This window comes from Stutzerimonas stutzeri (assembly GCF_000952685.1).
GTDB lineage: Bacteria > Pseudomonadota > Gammaproteobacteria > Pseudomonadales > Pseudomonadaceae > Stutzerimonas > Stutzerimonas stutzeri_E.
The window spans coordinates 16,218-34,095 of the sequence record NZ_JYHV01000018.1 but is presented as its reverse complement, the minus strand read 5'-3'; the positions used below and the strand labels follow the sequence as shown (position 1 = coordinate 34,095).

Here is a 17,878-nt window from a genome sequence, read left to right as displayed (position 1 = left end):
TTCAGGTTGGAATGAGGCAAGCCTATCCATTTAAAACGCTCCGCAAGAGTGATAAAAAACCGAACAACCCGATCGATGGAGAAGATCATGTTGGATGGAATGACCCTTGATCAGATCAGGACCTTCGTCACGGTGGTCGACAGCGGCAGCTTCCGGTCTGGCGCGACTCGACTGCTGCGGGTGCAATCGGCGGTCAGCCATGCCATTGCCAACCTCGAGTCCGAGTTGGGCGTGCAACTGTTCGACCGCACCGGCTATCGTCCGGCGCTGACCCCGCAGGGGCAGGCACTGCTGGCCAACGCGCGGGACTTGCTGCTCAGAGCGGATGCCATGCGTGCCCGTGCTCGCGCGCTCGCTGGAGGGGTCGAGCTGGAACTGGCGATTGTCGTGGATACGCTTTACCCGATCGCCGCGGTGGCGCAGGCAATGCGCAGGGTACGAGCCGAGTACCCGTCGACTACCTTTCGCTTGGAATCTCAGCCTCTGGGTGGCCCCCTGGCTGCCCTGGAAGACAAGCGCTGCACGCTAGCGATCATCGTCGGCGAAGATTTTCGAAACCCAAGAATCCAGCTCGAAGCGATCGGCGCGGTTCAGCAGATTGCCGTTGTGCAGGCGGACCATCCGCTGGCCCGGTTAACCGAACAAACTCCGCTAGGATTGCCGGAACTCGCTGATCATCTCCAGATCGTGCTGACGGATCCCAGCCCGCTGTCCGAAGGGCGAACCTTTGGCGTGCTTTCGCCACATACCTGTCGGGTGAACACCCAGGAAGCGAAGCTGGTACTCATCCAAACAGGCCTCGGCTGGGGCAGGCTGCCGGCATGGCTGGTGCAGGAGGACCTGAACGCGGGGCGACTGGTCCGTCTTGGTATCGCGAATCTCGGCCGAAACGGCGAGGTGAACCATGAGGCCTATCTAGCGCATCGTCTGGACGAGCCTGTCGGTCCGGTAGCCCAAACCCTGCGTCGATTCCTGACAAGCCGCGAACAAGGGTGATGTTTCGGCGTGCTGCCGGTGCTGTTGCTCAGTCTGGCGCTGAGCACCTGGCAGCGCGAGCCGGCCATAACAACGCGCTGGGCATGGTCGCCGCCGCGGCCTGTATGGGTGGGCCGCGTTCGGCCAAATACCGACCTTATTCACCGCTCCTGGGCAACCATCCGAGCTGCGTCTGATACAAGTGCCTCCCTGTAAGTGATTTGTGCGTGCGTCTTGAGCCGCAACCTCTGACGCCCTAGGATGCGCTTACGTCAATAACCGGGCAAAAACATGCACGCGCCAGAACAAGACGGCAAACTGCCAATGCTTCGTCGCCAGAAGATCCTGCTCATGCTTGAGCGCGAGGGCAAGGTGATGGCTTCCGATCTCAGCCAGCACTTCAAGGTGTCAGAAGATACGATTCGCCGTGACCTCAACGAATTGGGCCGCGCCGGCCTTTTGCAACGTGTTCATGGTGGAGGCCTGCCGCGCTCAAGCGACTCGGGCAAGGATTACCTCACGCGCGCCCAACAACCCAGCGATATCAAGCGAGACCTGGCGCGCCAAGCGGTGCGGCATGTACAAGAAGGGCAAGTGGTCATATTCGACTCGGGCACCACGACGCTGAATATTGCCCGCGCCTTGCCAATCGACATCAAGATTACCGCGGTCACCAATTCGCCCGAGGTCGCGATTGCCCTTGGCCGCTATGAGGGGGTGCGAGTGCTGATGATCGGAGGAGAGCTGACCCCGGACGCTATGGCCGTTACCGGTCATCAAGCGGTTGAAATGCTTCAGGGGATTCAGGCCGACCTCTGTTTCCTGGGTATCTGCGCGCTGCATGCGGAAGCCGGCATTACTGTGTCCAGCTTCGCCGAAGTCGCAACCAAACGGGCGATGATCCAACGCTCCGGTTATGTCGTCGCGGCGGTTACGGCCGATAAGCTGGGCGCCGTCGAAGCCTTTTCGGTAGCCCCAGCGAAAGGCATTCATCAATTGATCACCGAGTCCGATGTGCCTGACGGCGTGCTGGACGGGTTTCGCGCGCAAGGCATGGCGGTGGAGCCTGCCGAGCTTGCCTATTAGTGGGAAGTTCCGGTGCCCAGCCGCCACTCGCTCGCCGTAGCAGGTCCGAGGGCGCTTTGGCGGCGGAGCGTTCAAGACCCTATCGTCTCCGCATCGAATTAGCTCGCTTGTACTGCCTTCAGTACATCGATGAAGGCGCGCAGCGTCGTCGGTATTTGCCGGTGCCCCGAATAGTAAAGGGCGAGTCCTGGCTCGGGAGGACACCAGTCCAGCAGGACGGCTACCAGCCGGCCCTCGGCTATGGCAGCGTCCGCATAAGGCTGCGGAACATAGGCGATGCCCAACCCATCGATGGCCGCTTCCACCATCAGCGTGTTGTTATCCAAGGTAAGTTGCCCCGGCACATCGACTGAAACCGTTCTGCCTTCACGAGCGAATTCCCAGCGGTAGCGCTTGCCGCTCGGTAGCCGTTGGCGAATGCAACGTTGTTCCCGAAGGGCCTCCGGTTCATTGATCGGACGCTGGCTGCTCAGGTAGGCCGGCGAGGCGACTGCAATGAACCGCACGGGAGGCCCCAGAGGCACGGCGATCATGTCACGTGGCACTGCCTCCATTAAGCGGACGCCAGCGTCGAACCCCCGCTCGATGATGTCCACCAGCGCGCCTTCAGTGACCAGATCCAGTTCTACGCGAGGATACTGCTCGGTGAATTTCGGCACCACGCTGGACAACAACGTTCGTATCCCCCCTTCGTTGCCGTTTATGCGGAGCACGCCGCGCAATTGCGCAGGAGAGGGCGCGAGGTCGGACAGAACTGCATCCATAGCGTTGATCAGCGGCCGCATCCCGGCGATCAGCCGTTCACCTTCAGCGGTAGGCGATACGCTCCGTGTTGTCCGATGCAGTAGGCGCACCCCGAGATCCCGCTCCATCGCGCGGATCGTATGGCTGAGCGAGGAGCGGGTCACGCCAAGCGAGTCCGCCGCTTCGCGAAAGCTGCGACGCGCCACAATCTCGGCGAGGGCGTCCAGGTCGTTCCAGGAAGGTCTTTTCATTGGTGAATTTATCTCACCAGCACGTTCTGTTTGGTGGGGATTCTGGCAGCAATGATGCAGGACTAGCATGAAGCTCTCAATCATTGTGAGGAGAGCTTCATGACCAAGACCTGGTTTATCACTGGCACATCTTCTGGCCTCGGACGCGTACTTGCGGAGCGTGCGCTGACGCGAGGGGACCACGTGATCGCGACAGCACGCAACCTCAGCGCCTTGGACGATCTAAAGGCACGTTACCCGGAGCAATTGCATCCCCTTGCGCTGGAACTCACCGATACGGCCAATATTCGGCAGGCAGTCGATGCGGCTTTTACGCAGGCTAGGCGCATTGACGTCATTGTCAGCAATGCAGGCTATGGGCTGGTCGGTGCCGCCGAAGAGCTGAGCGATGAACAGCTCGCTCGGCAGTTGGCGACCAATCTCACGGGCAGTATCCAGCTCATCCGTGCGGTACTGCCTCATCTTCGCAGGCAGGGCGGTGGGCGCATCGTTCAGATTTCATCCGAAGGCGGTCAGGTGGCTTACCCCGGGTTCAGCCTGTACCACGCAAGCAAATGGGGCATTGAAGGGTTCATCGAGGCGGTCGCGCAGGAGGTGGCCGGATTCGGAATCGACTTTATGCTGGCCGAACCTGGACCAACCGACACGCATTTCGGCGCAGGCATCGATTATGCCCAGGCACGGCCCGACTATGCCGGTACGCCGGCTGACAACGTGCGTACCGCACTGCGGTCAGGATCCTTCCCGGTGAAGGGGGATCCGGAGCGTACGGTGGAAGTCATGATGCGCGCCATTGACCAGCGCAACCCGCCGTTTCGCCTCGCGCTCGGTAGCGCTGCATACGACAACATCCATGCGGCGCTGACGAAGCGTTTGCAAGAGCTCAACGCCTACAAAGCCGAGGCGCTGTTCGCCGACAAATGCCCGTCGTGACCCAATGGCCAGACGCAGGCTCTTCATCAAGAGCCTGCCGAGAAGGCACTGTCTTCAGGTACGACATTCGAGGAATGCAGCAGGTACAAATTATGAAAATCATAATGCTCGCAATCGTCTTGAGCGGGGTAGTGGCATTGTCCGCTTGCGCACGTAACGCAGCGCTCGCCGAGCCGAACAATCATGTGGTCGGAACCTGGACGATGGTCAGCGCAACGACCGAGCGACAAGGCGTCAGGTCGAATGCCTATGGACCTAACCCGCATGGCTGGCTGGTATTCACAAAGGAGCTGACCTTCGTCGAGGTGCTGACCGACCCGCGCGTTCCGAAATTCGCCTCCGAGGTACGTGGCGAAGGCACGGATGAGGAGAATCGGGCGGCGATGATCGGCGGGATCGGCTTCTTCGGGCGCTACAGCGTCGACCAGAACGGTGAGTTCAGCGGCAACACCGTCCTGGGGTCAACGTTCCCGAACTGGGTAGGAGCGGTGCGTACCCGTGATGAACTGCAGCTAAGGGGCGAGGGTGAACGAATGATCGAAAATTTCCGTCGCCCTGACGGAACCAGAGTTCACATCGAATGGGAGCGGGTTCGGTAGTAGATGCCGTACGGGCGACTAGGCGTTGGCTTCGGCCTTGATGAAATCCACGAACGCTCGCAGCGGTGACGGGATGTGACGGCGCCCGTGGTAATACAGGAAGGGGCCGTCGAAGGCCTGCCACCAGTCTTCAAGGATGGGCACCAGGCTGCCGTCGGCCAGCTCTTGGCGGATGAACTCCTCGAAGGTGTAGAGGATGCCGAGCCCGGCTACGGCGCCACGGATCTTTAGATCGTGGCAGGACGTGAGCAACTGGCCGCGCGGAGGGATTCTGAACGTGCGGCCGTCCTTCTCGAACTCGAATACGCCGACCTTACCGCTCTCGAAACGGTGGCCGAGCAAGTCGTGATGTTCCAGTTCAGCGGGGTGATGTGGCGTGCCTCGTGCCGCTAGGTACGCCGGCGCAGCGGCTGCCACAAAGCGCTGGCGCCGAGGACCGATCGGCACGGCGATCATGTCCATCGCCAAGCTCTCCTCATAGCGCACGCCAGCGTCGTAGCCCGCAGCGATGACATCTATGAAGGTATTTTCCATTACCACCTCGACGTTCACGCCGGGGTAGAGCTTCAGGAAGCGCGTCAGCAGATCCGGCAGTATGTAACGCGCAACAGGAACTGGAACATTCAGCTTGAGTGTTCCGATCGGGCGATGCTCATCGTCATCCAGGTCGTTGAAGGCCGCTTGAATTTCCAGCAGGGCAGGGCGTAGACGTTCAAGCAGGCGTGCTCCGGCGGCGGTTGCCGTTACGCTGCGGGTCGTGCGGTTGAGCAGCCGTACGCCGACATCGCTTTCGAGACGTCGCACGCCGTCGCTTAGCGAAGAAGCGGAGATCCCTCGTTTCTGCGCGGCGGATCGGAACCCGCCGGCTTCTACGACAGCGCTGAACAGGGCAACGTCACTCAGATTGGGTTGGCGCATGCGGCTCTCCTGTGACCCGCCGAAACTGTACGGTCGGTCGTACGGGCCGTCCAGAGATCGGTGGATTATCGCATCGCGCTCGTACAGAAATAATCAGTCCTCGCGCGCCCGTTTATGCAAGGCCGGCCATATCGAATGGCGCCAGATGCTGATAACGCTTTCACGCAGCGACGCGGGACCGGCATCAGTGTGTTTTCTGACGAAGATGTTATGAAGCGGTCAGCTTCCCGACATCCATCATCCCCTAACCTGATGGATGGAATAGACCCTAGCTGGCCGCTGCGCAACAACGCCAACTACGGCTCTTTGGCTAGTGAGCCATTATCGTCGCTTAGTAGGTTGCAGTGTTACGTAAGACCGGATCGGGCCTCTTGCGGCCTGTTCCGCGATTTCGCCAAAGGAGTTGCCGCATGCGCCTGCTCATCGTCGAGGACGAAGAAAAGACGTCCTCTTATGTTCATCGTGGCTTGACGGAGCTCGGCTACATCGTCGACGTGGCGAGTAACGGCATTGATGGTCTGCACTACGCGCTGGAGATCGAGTACGACGTGGTCATCCTCGACGTCATGTTGCCGGGCAAGGACGGCTATGGCGTGCTGCAGGGCCTGCGTTTGCAGAAGAAGACTCCGGTCATCATGTTGTCGGCCAGGGGATCGGTGGATGACCGGGTCAGAGGACTGCGAGAGGGCGCTGATGATTACCTGGGGAAACCCTTTTCATTTGCTGAGCTGGTCGCACGAATCCAGGCGTTGGTGCGTCGCCGCGGCAGTGACGCAGCCGATCTGACTCATATATGCATTGATGATTTGGAGTTGGACTTGCAGGCGCGCAAGGTCATGCGTGCCGGGACACGCCTGGATCTGACGGCCAAGGAGTTCTGTCTGCTGAGCCTTCTGGCGCGGCATCAGGGAGAGATTCTTTCCAAGTTGATGATCGCCGAGCAGGTATGGGACATGAATTTCGATAGTGATGCCAACGTGGTCGAGGTCGCGATCATGCGCCTCCGTGCCAAGGTCGATGCGCCTTATCCGCGCAAATTGCTGCACACCGTCCGCGGCATGGGATATGTGTTGGAAATTCGCGAAGAGAATGGCAAACACGGCGGTGTCGCCAGATGAAGGGATCGATCGCCAGAAGATTGGCGCTGATGTTTGGTCTGGCTGTGATGCTGATCACCTTGATCAGCGCGGTACTGTTGCGCTGTTCTTTGAAACAGTCGCTCGAGCAGCAGGTTCATAGTGAGCTGATACTGCGTCATTCGGTACTCGACCCCGTGCTTGCGAAATACGATTCGCCGGCGTTCTGGGTCGGCTTGCGTCAGAAGCTCGATGGCCTGACGCCCTCGGATCAACGGGTGCGCTATTGGGTCTTGGTCGATAACCCGGACTATAGCTACGGCGGGCCGATGCCCGATGGTCGGGACTGGTCGAAGCGCCCGGATGGTTTTTTCAGGATGGAACTCGCTGACCGGTATCACCCGATGGTGGTACTGCTCAAAACCATCCCGGCCATGGGCAGCCGTCCAGAACTGCAGTTTGCCGTAGGCCTGGACTCAACCCCCGCCATGGAGATTCTGAACAACTTCACCGAAACGCTGATTCTTATTTCAGCGCTGGGTGTGGTGCTGGTTGCATTGCTCGGATACTGGGTCGCGCGCTTCGGCCTGGGGCCTGTCAGGCGATTGAGCAGCCAGGCGAACAGCCTGCCACCGGGGGTCTCGAAGCAGCGACTGGATACCGAGGCGCTGCCTCACGAATTGCAAGAACTGGCGGTGTCGTTCAACGGCGCTCTCGCTCGCCAAGAGGAGGCCTGGTGCCAGCTCGAAGGCTTCAATGCCAATGTTGCACATGAGCTGCGTACTCCGCTGACAAACCTGATCGGCCAGACTCAGGTGGCATTGGCACACGAGCGCGATCTGACAGAGCTCCAGGAGTTGCTGCAATCGAATCTCCAGGAACTGGAGCGGATGGGCACCATAGTCAACGATATGCTGTTCCTGGCTGGTGCCGCGAGCGGGCAGCGAGCCACCGAGCTGAGCGATGTTTCGCTCTGCGAGGAGGCGGCGAAGACAGTGGATTATCTCGAGCCCGCCCTGGCCGGCAAACACCTGAAAGTGGTCATCGAAGGTGACATGCACGTACGGATCGATCGACGCCTTTTTCATCGGTCTCTGGCAAACCTGCTGCAGAATGCGGTTCGCTATGCGGCTCCGGCAAGCACCATCACGGTGAGATTGGTCCGTGACGGCATGCAGGCCGAGGTGAGCGTCTCCAACGTGGGCGAGCCCATTGACAGTACGCATCTGGAGCGCCTGTTCGAACGTTTCTATCGCGCCGACGCGGCCAGGACGCGGAGTGACGCGCACCACGGTTTGGGGCTGTCCATCGTGCGAGCGGTGGCCTCCATGCATGGAGGACAGGTCTTCGCGCGCAGTGAGGACGGGGTCAATACCATCGGATTTTCCTTGACGAGCGAAACCATCCGTTAACCCTTACCGATCAATCCGAGCCGTCCGGGCGCACGTCGTCAAACGCCAGCGATTGATATCTTCCTGTTAGCCAACTGTCACCTTGACGTCAGCCCTCCCGCCCTAGAGTGCATCCACACCTAGGGTGAGGAGAATCAACGTGGAAATGCCAAATGCGGTGCGTGATTGGCCTGGTTCAGGGCGGGATCGCCAAGCCAGCATGGCGGCCAATCGGATACAGGTTCCGCCTGCTTTGGTCGCCACGCCTTTCGGCATTGGTACCGCCAGCTTCCCGAATAGCCGCGCCCAAGCCATCGAGGCGCCATCGCGAGCGCATCCCAACCCGCTCGCCGAAATCACCGAACACTTCACGCTCAATGCCCTGAACGCGGCCGCCCTCGACCTGCAGCCCAGCTTGAACCCCCCTTCAAAGCGCGCCCGGACCGTAGTGGTCGCAGCAGGTGCCGTCACGGGGCGGTTGTCCACGAAGTGTCCAGCCTGCAGAGATTGCGCGAACGCTAGCTCAACGCCGCCGCAGTCCGTTCCCGGGCAGTCGTATCACCTCCGACAGCCCTGTCATTGATCGAGCGTCAACTCCGGCTTTGCGTCCGCCAGCGCCGCATTGATGCCGTTCCTCATTCGCAAAGCCGTCTTCGGCAAAACCGTCAAGGCTGCGGGTCACCAGCCGTCCAGGAGTCCATATGAACATCCGTAACTTGTCGATCGCCAGCCTCATGGCGATCAGCACCCTAAGCGGTTCACCGCTAAGCGCCGCAGAGCAGGCCGATGTCCCCGCCTATCAATACGGCATGCAACTGGATATCGCCAAGGTCATTCGCATCGAGGAACCGACGCCGCCAGTGTGCGAGCTCGTGCGAGCGCAAATGACGTACCTGACTTCAGAAGGAAAAACAGAAACCGTCAGTTTTCTGAAACAGGCCGATTCGTGCCTGCTGCAGTAGAGGCCAAAGCCAGTGCGAGATCGCTTTCCGGGCGATGCCGTTGTCGCTGGCGAAGAGACGGAGTATCGCGCATCGGACCGGTTTACCCATGCGCGCGGTAGCGGCCTGTGGGTCGTGTACACATGCCGTCACAGGTCTGGCGGCGCTAGTCACTACTTCAATAGAGAACTCAGTCATGTGGAACAGAACATTAGTGATGGACATGGCGGACAGTAAAAGCCGCGTTATCAAGCTGGTGCGCACGCTGACCGCTGGCGCCACGTTGCTAGCTGCAGTGAGCATTGAGGCCGCTGGCCGCGTCGCACCGCCCCCCGATTGGTCAGCCAGTGACATGCCATCCCAGGAGGGGCGCATCGTCCTGATCACAGGCGGCACCAGCGGAATGGGCTATGAGGACGCGTTAGCACTTTCGCGTGCGGGCGCTGAGGTCATCATCGCCGCCCGCAATCCGGAGCGTGGTGCACAGACCATCGCCCGTATCCAGGCGGCCGTGCCCGATGCCAAGGTGCAATTCGAGGCCGTGGACCTGGCCGATCTGTCTTCCGTACGAGGCCTGGCCCAGCGTCTCAATCAACGGCTGCCGCGGCTCGATGTGCTGATCAACAACGCCGCCATCATGGCGCCGCCCGAACGCGGCACTTCCGCCGACGGCTTCGAAATGCAGCTGGCGACCAATTATCTGGGGCATTTCGCCCTAACCGGTCTGATGTTGCCGCTGTTGCAGGAGAGTCAAGATGCTCGTGTAATCGGCGTTTCGAGCATTGCTGCCGCTCGCGGGCAGATGAACTTCGACGACCTCCAGGCCGAGCAGGCATATGACCCGCTGGCGGCCTATGCGCAGTCGAAACTGGCCATCCTCCACTGGATGTTCACCTTGCAGCGGCGCAGCGAGGCCGCCGGGTGGGGTGTCCAGGCCATTGCTGCGCACCCGGGCGTCGCCGTGACCGAGCTAATCGCACGTGGTCCCGGGTTGAACAGCGAATTCGGCCAGCGCTGGGCAAAGGATCGCGACGAATACCACTCCGCGGCTCAGGGGGCGCTGTCGACGCTCTATGCTGCCACTGCTCCAGAGGCTGTCGGCGGCGCCTATTACGGCCCGATCGGGGAAGATCAAAAACGCGGGCCGTTGGGCTTGGCAAAGATTCCGCCAACCGCCACCGACAAGCAAGATGCCGACCGGCTTTGGGCGGTCTCCGAGCAGCTAACGGGCGTTACCTATCCCTGATTGCTTGGCGGGCATGGGCGCCGCCCGTGCCCGACGCTCCTAGCAGCCGCCTGCTGTCTTAATCGTGGAGTTCCCATGAGCACGTCTTCTTATTTGCGCCGGTTAAGCCTCGCTATCAATGCCCGTGACCAAGAGCTACAACCGGCGCTATCGGGCTTTCTGTTGTTTCTCTGCCTTTTCGCCGGTTACTTCATGCTGCGTCCCATACGCGAATCGATGGGCATCGCGGCAGGCGTCGAGAATCTCCAGTGGCTATTCACCGTCACCTTCCTGGTCATGCTGGCCGCCGTTCCGCTGTTCGCCTGGCTCAGCTCCAAGGTTCCACGTTTGCGCTTCATCAATTGGGTGTACGGCTTCTTTGCCATCAACCTGTTGGTATTCGTCGAGCTGTTTCAATTTCAGCCAGACAGCATCTGGCTGGCCCGCGTCTTCTACGTATGGATATCCGTTTACAACCTTTTCGTTGTCTCCGTGGCCTGGAGCCTGATGGCGGATGTGTTCGACAACGAGCAGGCCAAACGCCTGTTCGCCTTCATCGCGGCGGGCGCCAGCGTCGGCGGGCTGCTCGGACCGGCCCTGAGCGCGCTGCTCATCGGCGTCATTGGCGAGGCGGGATTGATGTTCGTGGCGGCCCTCTTGCTCGGCGTCACGCTTGTATTGAAACAGGCGCTGATGCGGTGGCGTGAAGTGGGCGGTGCTGGCCGGCCCGGCGCCGCGCCGTCGGAACATCCCCGACAGCCGCTGCCCGGCAATCCGTTCAGCGGACTGACGTCGGTGCTCAGGTCACCGTACTTGCTGGGGATCGCTGGATTCGTGGTGCTATTGTCGACCGTGACCACGTTTCTCTACTTCGAGCAGGCTCGCTTGGTGGCCGAACAATTCCCCGATCGCGAGATGCAGGTCCGGGTCTTCGGCACCATCGACGTCATCGTGCAGGTCGGCGCTTTACTCTCGCAGCTGTTCATCACCGGACGTATCGCGCAGAAACTGGGGGTGCGCGTGTTGCTGGCGGTCGTGCCGCTACTCATGTGCATCGGGTTCGTTGGCCTCGCGCTGGCACCCGGATTCGCTCTGCTCGCGACCCTGATGATTGTCCGACGCATCGGCGAATACGCATTCGTCCGGCCGGGAAGGGAAATGCTGTTTGCACCGTTGGATGCCGAGAGCAAATACAAGGCCAAGACGTTTATCGACACGGTGGTCTATCGCGGCGGTGACGCCGTCAGCGGGTGGGCCAAGAGTCTGCTGGACATGCTAGGGCAGGGCGCCGGTCTGGGCGCAATGATCGGAGCGGTTTGCGCATTGCTTTGGGCCGGCCTGGGATGGCGACTCGGACGACAGGCCGACCATCAGCAGGAGCGTGTGCGGGTTACCGCCAGTGCCGTCGGGACATGACGAGTGCTTCCAAATTGCGGCGTCTTGACCCGCCTGCGTGAATAGAAGACTCATCACATCAACAATGTTGACCTGATGCACGTACAACGTATAGGTTAGCGCTAGTCATCGCGCCTGCAGCTGCTTCACAAGTTCACGAGCCTTCTCGTTGTGACCGTTGAAGAGGCTGATACCAGCTTTGGCGTGCGCCGGCTCTTTGAGGCTCCGGCGGTTTTGCACCCAGCCCATCACAACGCCATTGCGATTATGGAGACGTTGCATGATTGAATCGGAGACTTCGGGCTTGCAGGCCCTGCGCGCGCTGATCCGCGGTGAGATTGCCGCGCCTACCATTGGTCATACGATGGCCATGACCGCCGTGGACGTGACGCCAGGGCGCATCAGGCTTGAGGCTCGACCTGACGAGCGTCATCTCAACCCAGCCGGCGGCGTACATGGTGGTTTCGCAGCGACCTGTCTGGACGGCGCGGCGGCATTGGCGTTGTTCTCGATGCTGGAAGCCACGACTGCGCATTCGACAGTCGACCTGAACGTCAAATATCTACGCCCCCTGATCGCGGGTGAGACCTATCGCGTGGATGGCTGGGTCGTTGATCGCACCCGAAGCCTGGCGATCTGCGACGCCCAGGTGGTTGACGATGCTGGAACGCTATACGCCAAAGCCACGACCACCTTCGCGATCAGAGGCTGAGGCGATGAAAGAACTGATGGTTCTTGGGGGAGGGCAGCTGGCGTGGGTGGACGCCCCGTCTCCAGCGCTCGGTAGCCCGCGCAGCGCACTGGTGCGGCCTATCGCGTCCGCGTCCTGCGATCTCGACCGCCGCTTGATCGCTGGCGTGACGCCCTTCAAACCGCCCTTCGCGCTAGGTCATGAATGCGTGGCCGAAGTGCTGGAGGTCGGCGAGGAGGTTCGAGGCGTGCGGCGCGGCGACCTGGTGTCGGTGCCCTGGAAGATCGCCTGTGGTGAGTGCCCGCAATGCCGTGCAGGACGATTCACCGCCTGTACCGCGGTGCCACGTCACGCCGCTTATGGCGTGCCGGCGGGAGGGAACTGGGGAGGGCTTTTCTCGGAGGTCGTCCATGTCCCGTTCGCAGACGCCATGCTGGTGCCGTTGCCGCCCGGCTTGAACCCGCTGGCAGTCGCCAGCGCCAGCGACAACTTGACGGATGCTTGGGTCGCAGCCAGCCGCCCGATCGCCACGCGCGACGATGCGCGAGTGCTGGTCGTCGGCGGCACCGAGAGCCTCGGCGTGTTGGCGGTACAAATGGCGGTTGCGGCAGGGGCGGCTGAGGTCGACTATCTGGATGACAGCGACTATCGGTTGGACCTGGCTCGGAAAAGCGGTGCGAACGTTGAGTTGGACAGGGTACTGGATGAGCGCTACGACGTAGTGGTTTCGGCCACGCGCGATCCCCAAGCGCTGCACCGAGCGCTTCTGGCGCTGGCCCCGGGCGGGCACTGCTCGTGCATCGGCATCATTTTCGAGGATCCGAAAATTCCGCTGTTTGGCATGTACCTTCGCGATGTCACCTTATCGGTAGGGGTATGTAATGTGCGTCCGCACATCCCCAAGGTGTTCGATCTGGTTGCAACCGGGCGCTGCGATCCGTTGCTGGTAAGCCCCAGTGTGGTCTCATGCGAAGAGGCGACAGAAGCGCTGATCCAGCCGCTGGCAAAGTGCATCGTGGTACGCGAGCGCATCACCTGAGCCACTTAGTTGAGGCGTTCGGCCAGGGCCAGCATCACCGCCGTCCAGGCTTCCTGGCCTGGGCCATCGGTGTGCGCGAAGGCTTGGCGCAGTGTCTCGCGCTCCAGCTCGGTGGCCTGGTGCTCCAACGCCTCACCCTGTTCGGTGAGCGCCAGCAGCTTGTAGCGATGGCGCTCCGGCTGGCGCGTGTAGCACACAAGGTCACGCTCGAAAAGATGCGTCAGCGGCCGGTGTATCGCTTGCTTGCTGACGCCAAGCGTGGATGTCAGTTCCCCTATGTTGATCTTCTCGGCACGGGCAATGATATAGAGGATACGGTGATGTACACGGGACAAACCCTGGGCGCCGAGAAACGCGTCCGCCTCGACGGTCAGCCCACGGAATCCAAAGTGCAACAACTCCAGGCAGCGATCGAGCGGGTCCAGCGATTTCATGCGCACGGAGGCCGCGTTGATCTTCTTGTCTATGACCATGGTGCGCCCCTTCATTGAACTGCGGCGAAGCCTAAGCTTTGCCCGTCACTCGAACAACTCTTGCAGTGAGGCCTAATCATGCAACTAACCTATGCCGCCGCATCGCCCTTCGCTCGAAAAGTCCGTGTGCTGGCGATTGAAACCGACCTGATTCAGCGGATGAAGCTGATCGATACCGCTGTTTTGCCGATTACCCACAATGACCAGGTCAATGCGCTCAATCCGCTTGGCAAGGTTCCGGTGCTACTGACTGATCTCGGCGAGGTGCTGTATGACAGCCGCGTGATTTGCGAATACCTCGACAGCCTGCACGACCGGCCTCGGCTGTACCCGGCAGAGGCGGCCGAAAGATGGCGCGCCCTACGCCTGGCAGCGTTGGCGGACGGCCTGATGGAAGCCGCGCTCCTGGTGCGATATGAGCGCGCCGTGCGTCCGGCTGAGCTGCAGTGGGATGAGTGGGTCGAAGGTCAGCTGGGCAAGGTGCGTCGCGCATTGATGACGCTGGAACAGCAGGCTACGGAGCTTCAGGGGTCACTGAACATTGCGCAAATTGCGGTCGCTTGCGCATTGGGCTACCTGGATTTTCGCTTCGCCGACTTGGCGTGGCGACATGGAGCGCCAGAATTGGCAAGCTTTCAGGAAGGGTTTGCAGCTCGTGAATCGATGAAGCTCACGGCTCCGGTGTAACGGAATCAACATTGCAGTGAATGCATTAGGCGAAGCCTGCCTGTTTTTGGGGCTCGCTAGCGCCGCGTCAATGCGAAGCTCTCCCAAGAGGCGTTACGACAGATCACACGAAGCGGCCATTCGAGCCGTAATGCAGCCAAATGATCCGCTCCGCTTGTTATTCCCACTCTCGCGATCCGATGCACACGGCGTGCTCGGGCGTCTTTAATTCTTTTCCGCATCGCTGTTGCTGATGATCCAGCGAATCAGACTCGCCACAGGCACCTGGTGATGATGCACGAGATCCCAGCCGGGTCGTTCGCGGCAATAGAATTCCGTGTAGCGGCTGAGGATCAGGTGACGTTTGTCGTTCGTGAGGTTGAGTTCGAATTCGCGATAGTGCAACGAGTTCGAGTCAGGGGCTCGTAGCCGGCGATGAAGCCGCATCGTTGTATCAGTCACTGTCGCTTTCCTCGATACAGTTTCGCGTTGCAGCGTCGGTGGATCCGGTTTTGCCTTCGATAACGAAGTTGGCACGCCGTTTCGCTACCTCGTCACGCAATGCAAGGTAGTAGTCGGGTTCTTTCTCGAGTTTGCTGGTCAAGGGCAATGATTCCGCCCGGCCATCGATTACCCCTCCGACCTTGTCAACCGTGCCGAGTGTCTCAATCGTATCGCTGTCGGAATTCAACGGCGAAACCACGGAGCTCAGGAGTCTCCCCGCAGCGTCCCTGAGGTTGGATGTACCCAGCAATGGCAGCTCAACGATCGGACCACTGGCCAGATTCCATACGCCGAAGGTCTGACCGAAGTCAGACTCGTGCCGCTCGATATTCAACCGTCCGGAAACATCGACGAGTCCGAGTAAACCAACCGTACTGTTCAGCGCGAAGCGTCCCACCGTTCTCACCGATCGCTTCGCATTGCCCTGCAATAGGTCGTTGATAAATACCTTCGGCTCGCCAAAGTTGGCGACGAAGTTATGAACGCCGTCTTGAACGACGCCCGGAAGGTGACGATAACCGCGCGCGACGGGAGCCAGTAGGTAGTCATCCACAGTGCGGTTGAACGCGAAGATGCCGCGATTGAGCGGTTCCACTGGGTCATAGACCGAAACGGGTTCAACCGCGCAGCTCGACGTCGCGAGGGAAGGTGGCGTGCTTGCACAGCCAACGGTCAATGCGGCGGCGACGCTTAGAGCGGTTATACGAAGTGTCAATGCGGACTTCAGGATTGGCATGCGAGCAATCTCGGTGAGGATTTTTCGCGATGCTGCCTGAGCGGTTTTTCCTGAAGATTTCCTTATCGCTTCTGTGAGGAAACAATATTCCCAAATTGAAATATATGACGGGCGGCGCGCAATGGTTTTAGATATTCCTTCCTGCGTGCCGTGTACGAAGCCATGATCCGTTTATTACTTGTAGACGACGACATTGAAGTCCTCGCCCTGTTAAAGAAATTCCTAGAGCAACATGGCTATGTCGTGGATGTGGCAACAGACGGCCGTGCATTGTGGCAGGCGCTGGAGAAGCAACTGCCTGATCTTGTGATCCTGGACGTGATGCTCCCCGGCGAGAATGGCCTGGTGCTCTGCCAGCGATTGCGAGCCGACTATGCGATAGCGGTCATCATGCTCACGGCAATGGGCGAACTCAGTGATCGCGTCGTAGGCCTGGAACTGGGTGCCGATGACTATCTGACCAAGCCATTCGATGCCCGGGAGCTTCTGGCCAGGGTCCGTGCTGTTATCAGGCGTACCGCTGGCATCAATAACGCACGAAACGACAAGCCCCGGCCTATCCTGGGGTTTGCCGGTTGGGAGCTGGATGTGGCGCTTCGCGAGCTTAGGTCGCCGGAGGGCGTAATGATCCCGCTCTCTGGCGGAGAATTCGAGCTGCTCCTGGTATTCGCTGAGCATCCTCGGCGAGTCCTGACACGACAACAGTTGCTCGACCTGACACGGGGCGAGGCTCACGAAGCCTACGACCGAAGCATCGATGTTCAAGTCAGCCGTCTACGGCGCAAGCTGGAAAGTGATGTTATTGAAACGCCAATGATTCGTACTGTCCGCAATGGCGGTTATCTATTTACCCCACAGGTCGCGGTGAAACGATGAATCTAGTGCGCCGCATGCTGGCTTCGGTCCATCGTTCCAGCGATACGGTGGCTCGCTGGATTGCATTGACTACGATGGCCGCCATGTTGACCGCATTGGCGCTCAATGGGCTCCTCAGTCAGTTGGCCGGCATCTGGGCTCGTCCACCGTTGCTGGAAACGGGTTTGCTCGAAAGGTGCGCGACCATTACCCGGATAGTCGGCGCTGCGATACCCGAGCAAAGGCCTGGAATTGCGAAGGCAGCCAGTGATGAGATGCTCACCGTCAAATGGCTCGAGAAGCATGACGATGCAGGAATGCCGAAGCTGGATGACCCTGAGTTCAGAGCCGGTGAGCAGATCTTGCGTCGTCAGCTAAAGCAGTCTGACGTAAAGATCGAGGCGTACGTACCGAGCGATTGGCCTGCGCCTGATGTGGCTAAAGGTTACGTGTTGTTGATCGAGCTCAGTGACAGCTCCTGGGTGATGTTCTCGGCTCCTACTCGTAACTGGGGGCTGGATGTGGTGCCAAGAAATTTGATCGTGATGGTCACGGTGTTGTTGTCGACGATTGTCGTCGCTCTGATTGCCACGCGGCATCTGGCGAGCCCGCTGGAACGTTTCGCCCAGGGCGCGAGACGTTTTGGAACGGATTTCAGATCACCTCCGATTGCCGTGGAGGGTCCGCGGGAAATCCGTCAGGCCATTGTGGCGTTCAATGCCATGCAAGCTCAGTTGCAGCACTTCATAAATGACCGTACGCAGATGCTCGCGGCTATCTCACATGACCTTCGTGCACCCCTGACTCGTATGCGTCTACGCGGTGAATTTATCGGAGATACGGAGCAGCAGGCCAGACTGTTCCGGGACGTGGACGAGATGCGCGCAATGGTAAACAGCGCTCTGGAATTCTTCCGGGATGATGCGAGGCTAGAGCCAGCCACGACGTTCGACCTCGCTGCGCTGCTGCAGACCGTCGTAGACGACTATAAAGACTCCGGAGTGGACATCCCATTGTTCGGTCCTGACCGCCTCGTTTATGTGGGTCGCCCTATTGGAATCAGGAGGACGGTCACCAACTTGTTGGACAATGCGATCAAGTACGGCGGCGGATGCACTGTTGAGCTTGTCGCTGGTGCTGGCAAGGTCGAGATTCGAGTTCTGGACGAAGGCCCCGGTATCGCGACCGAGCATCTGGAGTGCGTGTTCAAGCCATTCTTTCGCATAGAGGGCTCTCGAAACAAAGACACCGGGGGGATAGGTCTAGGATTGCCCGCCGCACGGGCAACGGTGCTTGAGCATGGTGGAACGCTGACACTGCGTAACCGCCATGAAGGCGGTTTGGCAGCTGAAATCGTACTGCCGACTTGCTAGCGATCAA

At 60.0% G+C, this 17,878-nt stretch carries 19 protein-coding genes; 14 read left to right on the top strand and 5 right to left on the bottom strand.

The genetic code is table 11. The annotated features are described in order from the left end of the window. Positions 1–87 precede the first annotated feature (87 nt). Entirely contained in the window at positions 88–996 is a 909-nt protein-coding gene (locus UF78_RS11000) for a LysR family transcriptional regulator (RefSeq protein ID WP_045162264.1), read from the top strand. Between the two features lie 270 nt (positions 997–1,266). Beyond that, positions 1,267–2,061, top strand: coding sequence for a DeoR/GlpR family DNA-binding transcription regulator (locus UF78_RS10995; protein WP_045162263.1), 795 nt, complete (start codon positions 1,267–1,269; stop codon positions 2,059–2,061). A 98-nt stretch (positions 2,062–2,159) separates the two neighbouring features. Here the strand turns inward: UF78_RS10995 and UF78_RS10990 are convergent, their stop codons facing one another. After that, positions 2,160–3,140, bottom strand: a complete 981-nt coding sequence (locus UF78_RS10990) for a LysR family transcriptional regulator (protein ID WP_230623626.1) — start codon at positions 3,138–3,140, stop codon at positions 2,160–2,162. A gap of 15 nt (positions 3,141–3,155) precedes the next feature. On the opposite strand from UF78_RS10990, the gene UF78_RS10985 reads away from it, so the two are divergent. Both UF78_RS10985 and UF78_RS10980 read left to right on the top strand, forming a co-directional pair. Beyond that, complete coding sequence (locus tag UF78_RS10985) at positions 3,156–3,989, top strand: SDR family oxidoreductase (protein WP_045162261.1); 834 nt, start codon at positions 3,156–3,158, stop codon at positions 3,987–3,989. Positions 3,990–4,093: 104 nt separating this feature from the next. Beyond that, entirely contained in the window at positions 4,094–4,588 is a 495-nt protein-coding gene (locus tag UF78_RS10980; protein WP_230623624.1) for a lipocalin-like domain-containing protein, read from the top strand. Between the two features lie 18 nt (positions 4,589–4,606). Here UF78_RS10980 and UF78_RS10975 read toward each other — a convergent pair whose 3' ends face one another. Continuing rightward, positions 4,607–5,506: a LysR family transcriptional regulator gene (locus UF78_RS10975; protein ID WP_045162260.1), complete on the bottom strand. Its 900-nt coding sequence runs from the start codon at positions 5,504–5,506 to the stop codon at positions 4,607–4,609. Between the two features lie 410 nt (positions 5,507–5,916). Between UF78_RS10975 and UF78_RS10970 the strand changes: the two genes are divergently transcribed. The 7 genes from UF78_RS10970 (at position 5,917) to UF78_RS10940 (ending at position 13,264) form a co-directional block, all read left to right on the top strand. Beyond that, positions 5,917–6,624: a heavy metal response regulator transcription factor gene (locus UF78_RS10970; protein ID WP_045162259.1), complete on the top strand. Its 708-nt coding sequence runs from the start codon at positions 5,917–5,919 to the stop codon at positions 6,622–6,624. Continuing rightward, positions 6,621–7,994: a heavy metal sensor histidine kinase gene (locus UF78_RS10965; protein ID WP_045162258.1), complete on the top strand. Its 1,374-nt coding sequence runs from the start codon at positions 6,621–6,623 to the stop codon at positions 7,992–7,994. Before UF78_RS10970 ends, UF78_RS10965 begins: the two co-directional genes overlap by 4 nt. 680 nt (positions 7,995–8,674) lie before the next feature. Further along, positions 8,675–8,935, top strand: a complete 261-nt coding sequence (locus UF78_RS10960; protein ID WP_045162257.1) for a DUF2790 domain-containing protein — start codon at positions 8,675–8,677, stop codon at positions 8,933–8,935. Positions 8,936–9,110: 175 nt separating this feature from the next. Next, on the top strand, positions 9,111–10,160 hold the full coding sequence (locus UF78_RS10955; RefSeq protein ID WP_045162256.1) for an oxidoreductase: 1,050 nt from the start codon (positions 9,111–9,113) through the stop codon (positions 10,158–10,160). Between the two features lie 75 nt (positions 10,161–10,235). Further along, positions 10,236–11,555: an NTP/NDP exchange transporter gene (locus UF78_RS10950; RefSeq protein ID WP_045162255.1), complete on the top strand. Its 1,320-nt coding sequence runs from the start codon at positions 10,236–10,238 to the stop codon at positions 11,553–11,555. A gap of 259 nt (positions 11,556–11,814) precedes the next feature. After that, complete coding sequence (locus UF78_RS10945; RefSeq protein ID WP_045162254.1) at positions 11,815–12,246, top strand: PaaI family thioesterase; 432 nt, start codon at positions 11,815–11,817, stop codon at positions 12,244–12,246. 4 nt (positions 12,247–12,250) lie between these two features. Next, complete coding sequence (locus UF78_RS10940) at positions 12,251–13,264, top strand: zinc-dependent alcohol dehydrogenase (RefSeq protein ID WP_045162253.1); 1,014 nt, start codon at positions 12,251–12,253, stop codon at positions 13,262–13,264. Positions 13,265–13,269: 5 nt separating this feature from the next. Here UF78_RS10940 and UF78_RS10935 read toward each other — a convergent pair whose 3' ends face one another. Then, on the bottom strand, positions 13,270–13,737 hold the full coding sequence (locus UF78_RS10935; RefSeq protein ID WP_045162252.1) for a MarR family winged helix-turn-helix transcriptional regulator: 468 nt from the start codon (positions 13,735–13,737) through the stop codon (positions 13,270–13,272). 78 nt (positions 13,738–13,815) lie between these two features. Between UF78_RS10935 and UF78_RS10930 the strand changes: the two genes are divergently transcribed. Then, a complete protein-coding gene (locus UF78_RS10930; RefSeq protein WP_045162251.1) occupies positions 13,816–14,424 on the top strand; it encodes a glutathione S-transferase N-terminal domain-containing protein in 609 nt (202 codons plus the stop codon). 204 nt (positions 14,425–14,628) lie between these two features. Here the strand turns inward: UF78_RS10930 and UF78_RS10925 are convergent, their stop codons facing one another. Next, a complete protein-coding gene (locus UF78_RS10925; protein WP_230623622.1) occupies positions 14,629–14,865 on the bottom strand; it encodes a hypothetical protein in 237 nt (78 codons plus the stop codon). Next, the gene (locus UF78_RS10920; RefSeq protein ID WP_045162250.1) at positions 14,858–15,643 is read right to left on the bottom strand and encodes an MlaA family lipoprotein; all 786 of its coding nucleotides are present in this window, start codon (positions 15,641–15,643) and stop codon (positions 14,858–14,860) included. Before UF78_RS10920 ends, UF78_RS10925 begins: the two co-directional genes overlap by 8 nt. Before the next feature lie 162 nt (positions 15,644–15,805). Here UF78_RS10920 and UF78_RS10915 point away from each other — a divergent pair, with 162 nt between their 5' ends. Continuing rightward, complete coding sequence (locus tag UF78_RS10915) at positions 15,806–16,519, top strand: response regulator (protein ID WP_045162249.1); 714 nt, start codon at positions 15,806–15,808, stop codon at positions 16,517–16,519. Next, positions 16,516–17,871 (top strand): ATP-binding protein, encoded by a 1,356-nt coding sequence (locus tag UF78_RS10910; RefSeq protein WP_045162248.1) that lies wholly within the window; start codon positions 16,516–16,518, stop codon positions 17,869–17,871. The genes UF78_RS10915 and UF78_RS10910 overlap by 4 nt, the downstream gene beginning before the upstream one ends. Positions 17,872–17,878: the final 7 nt, after the last annotated feature.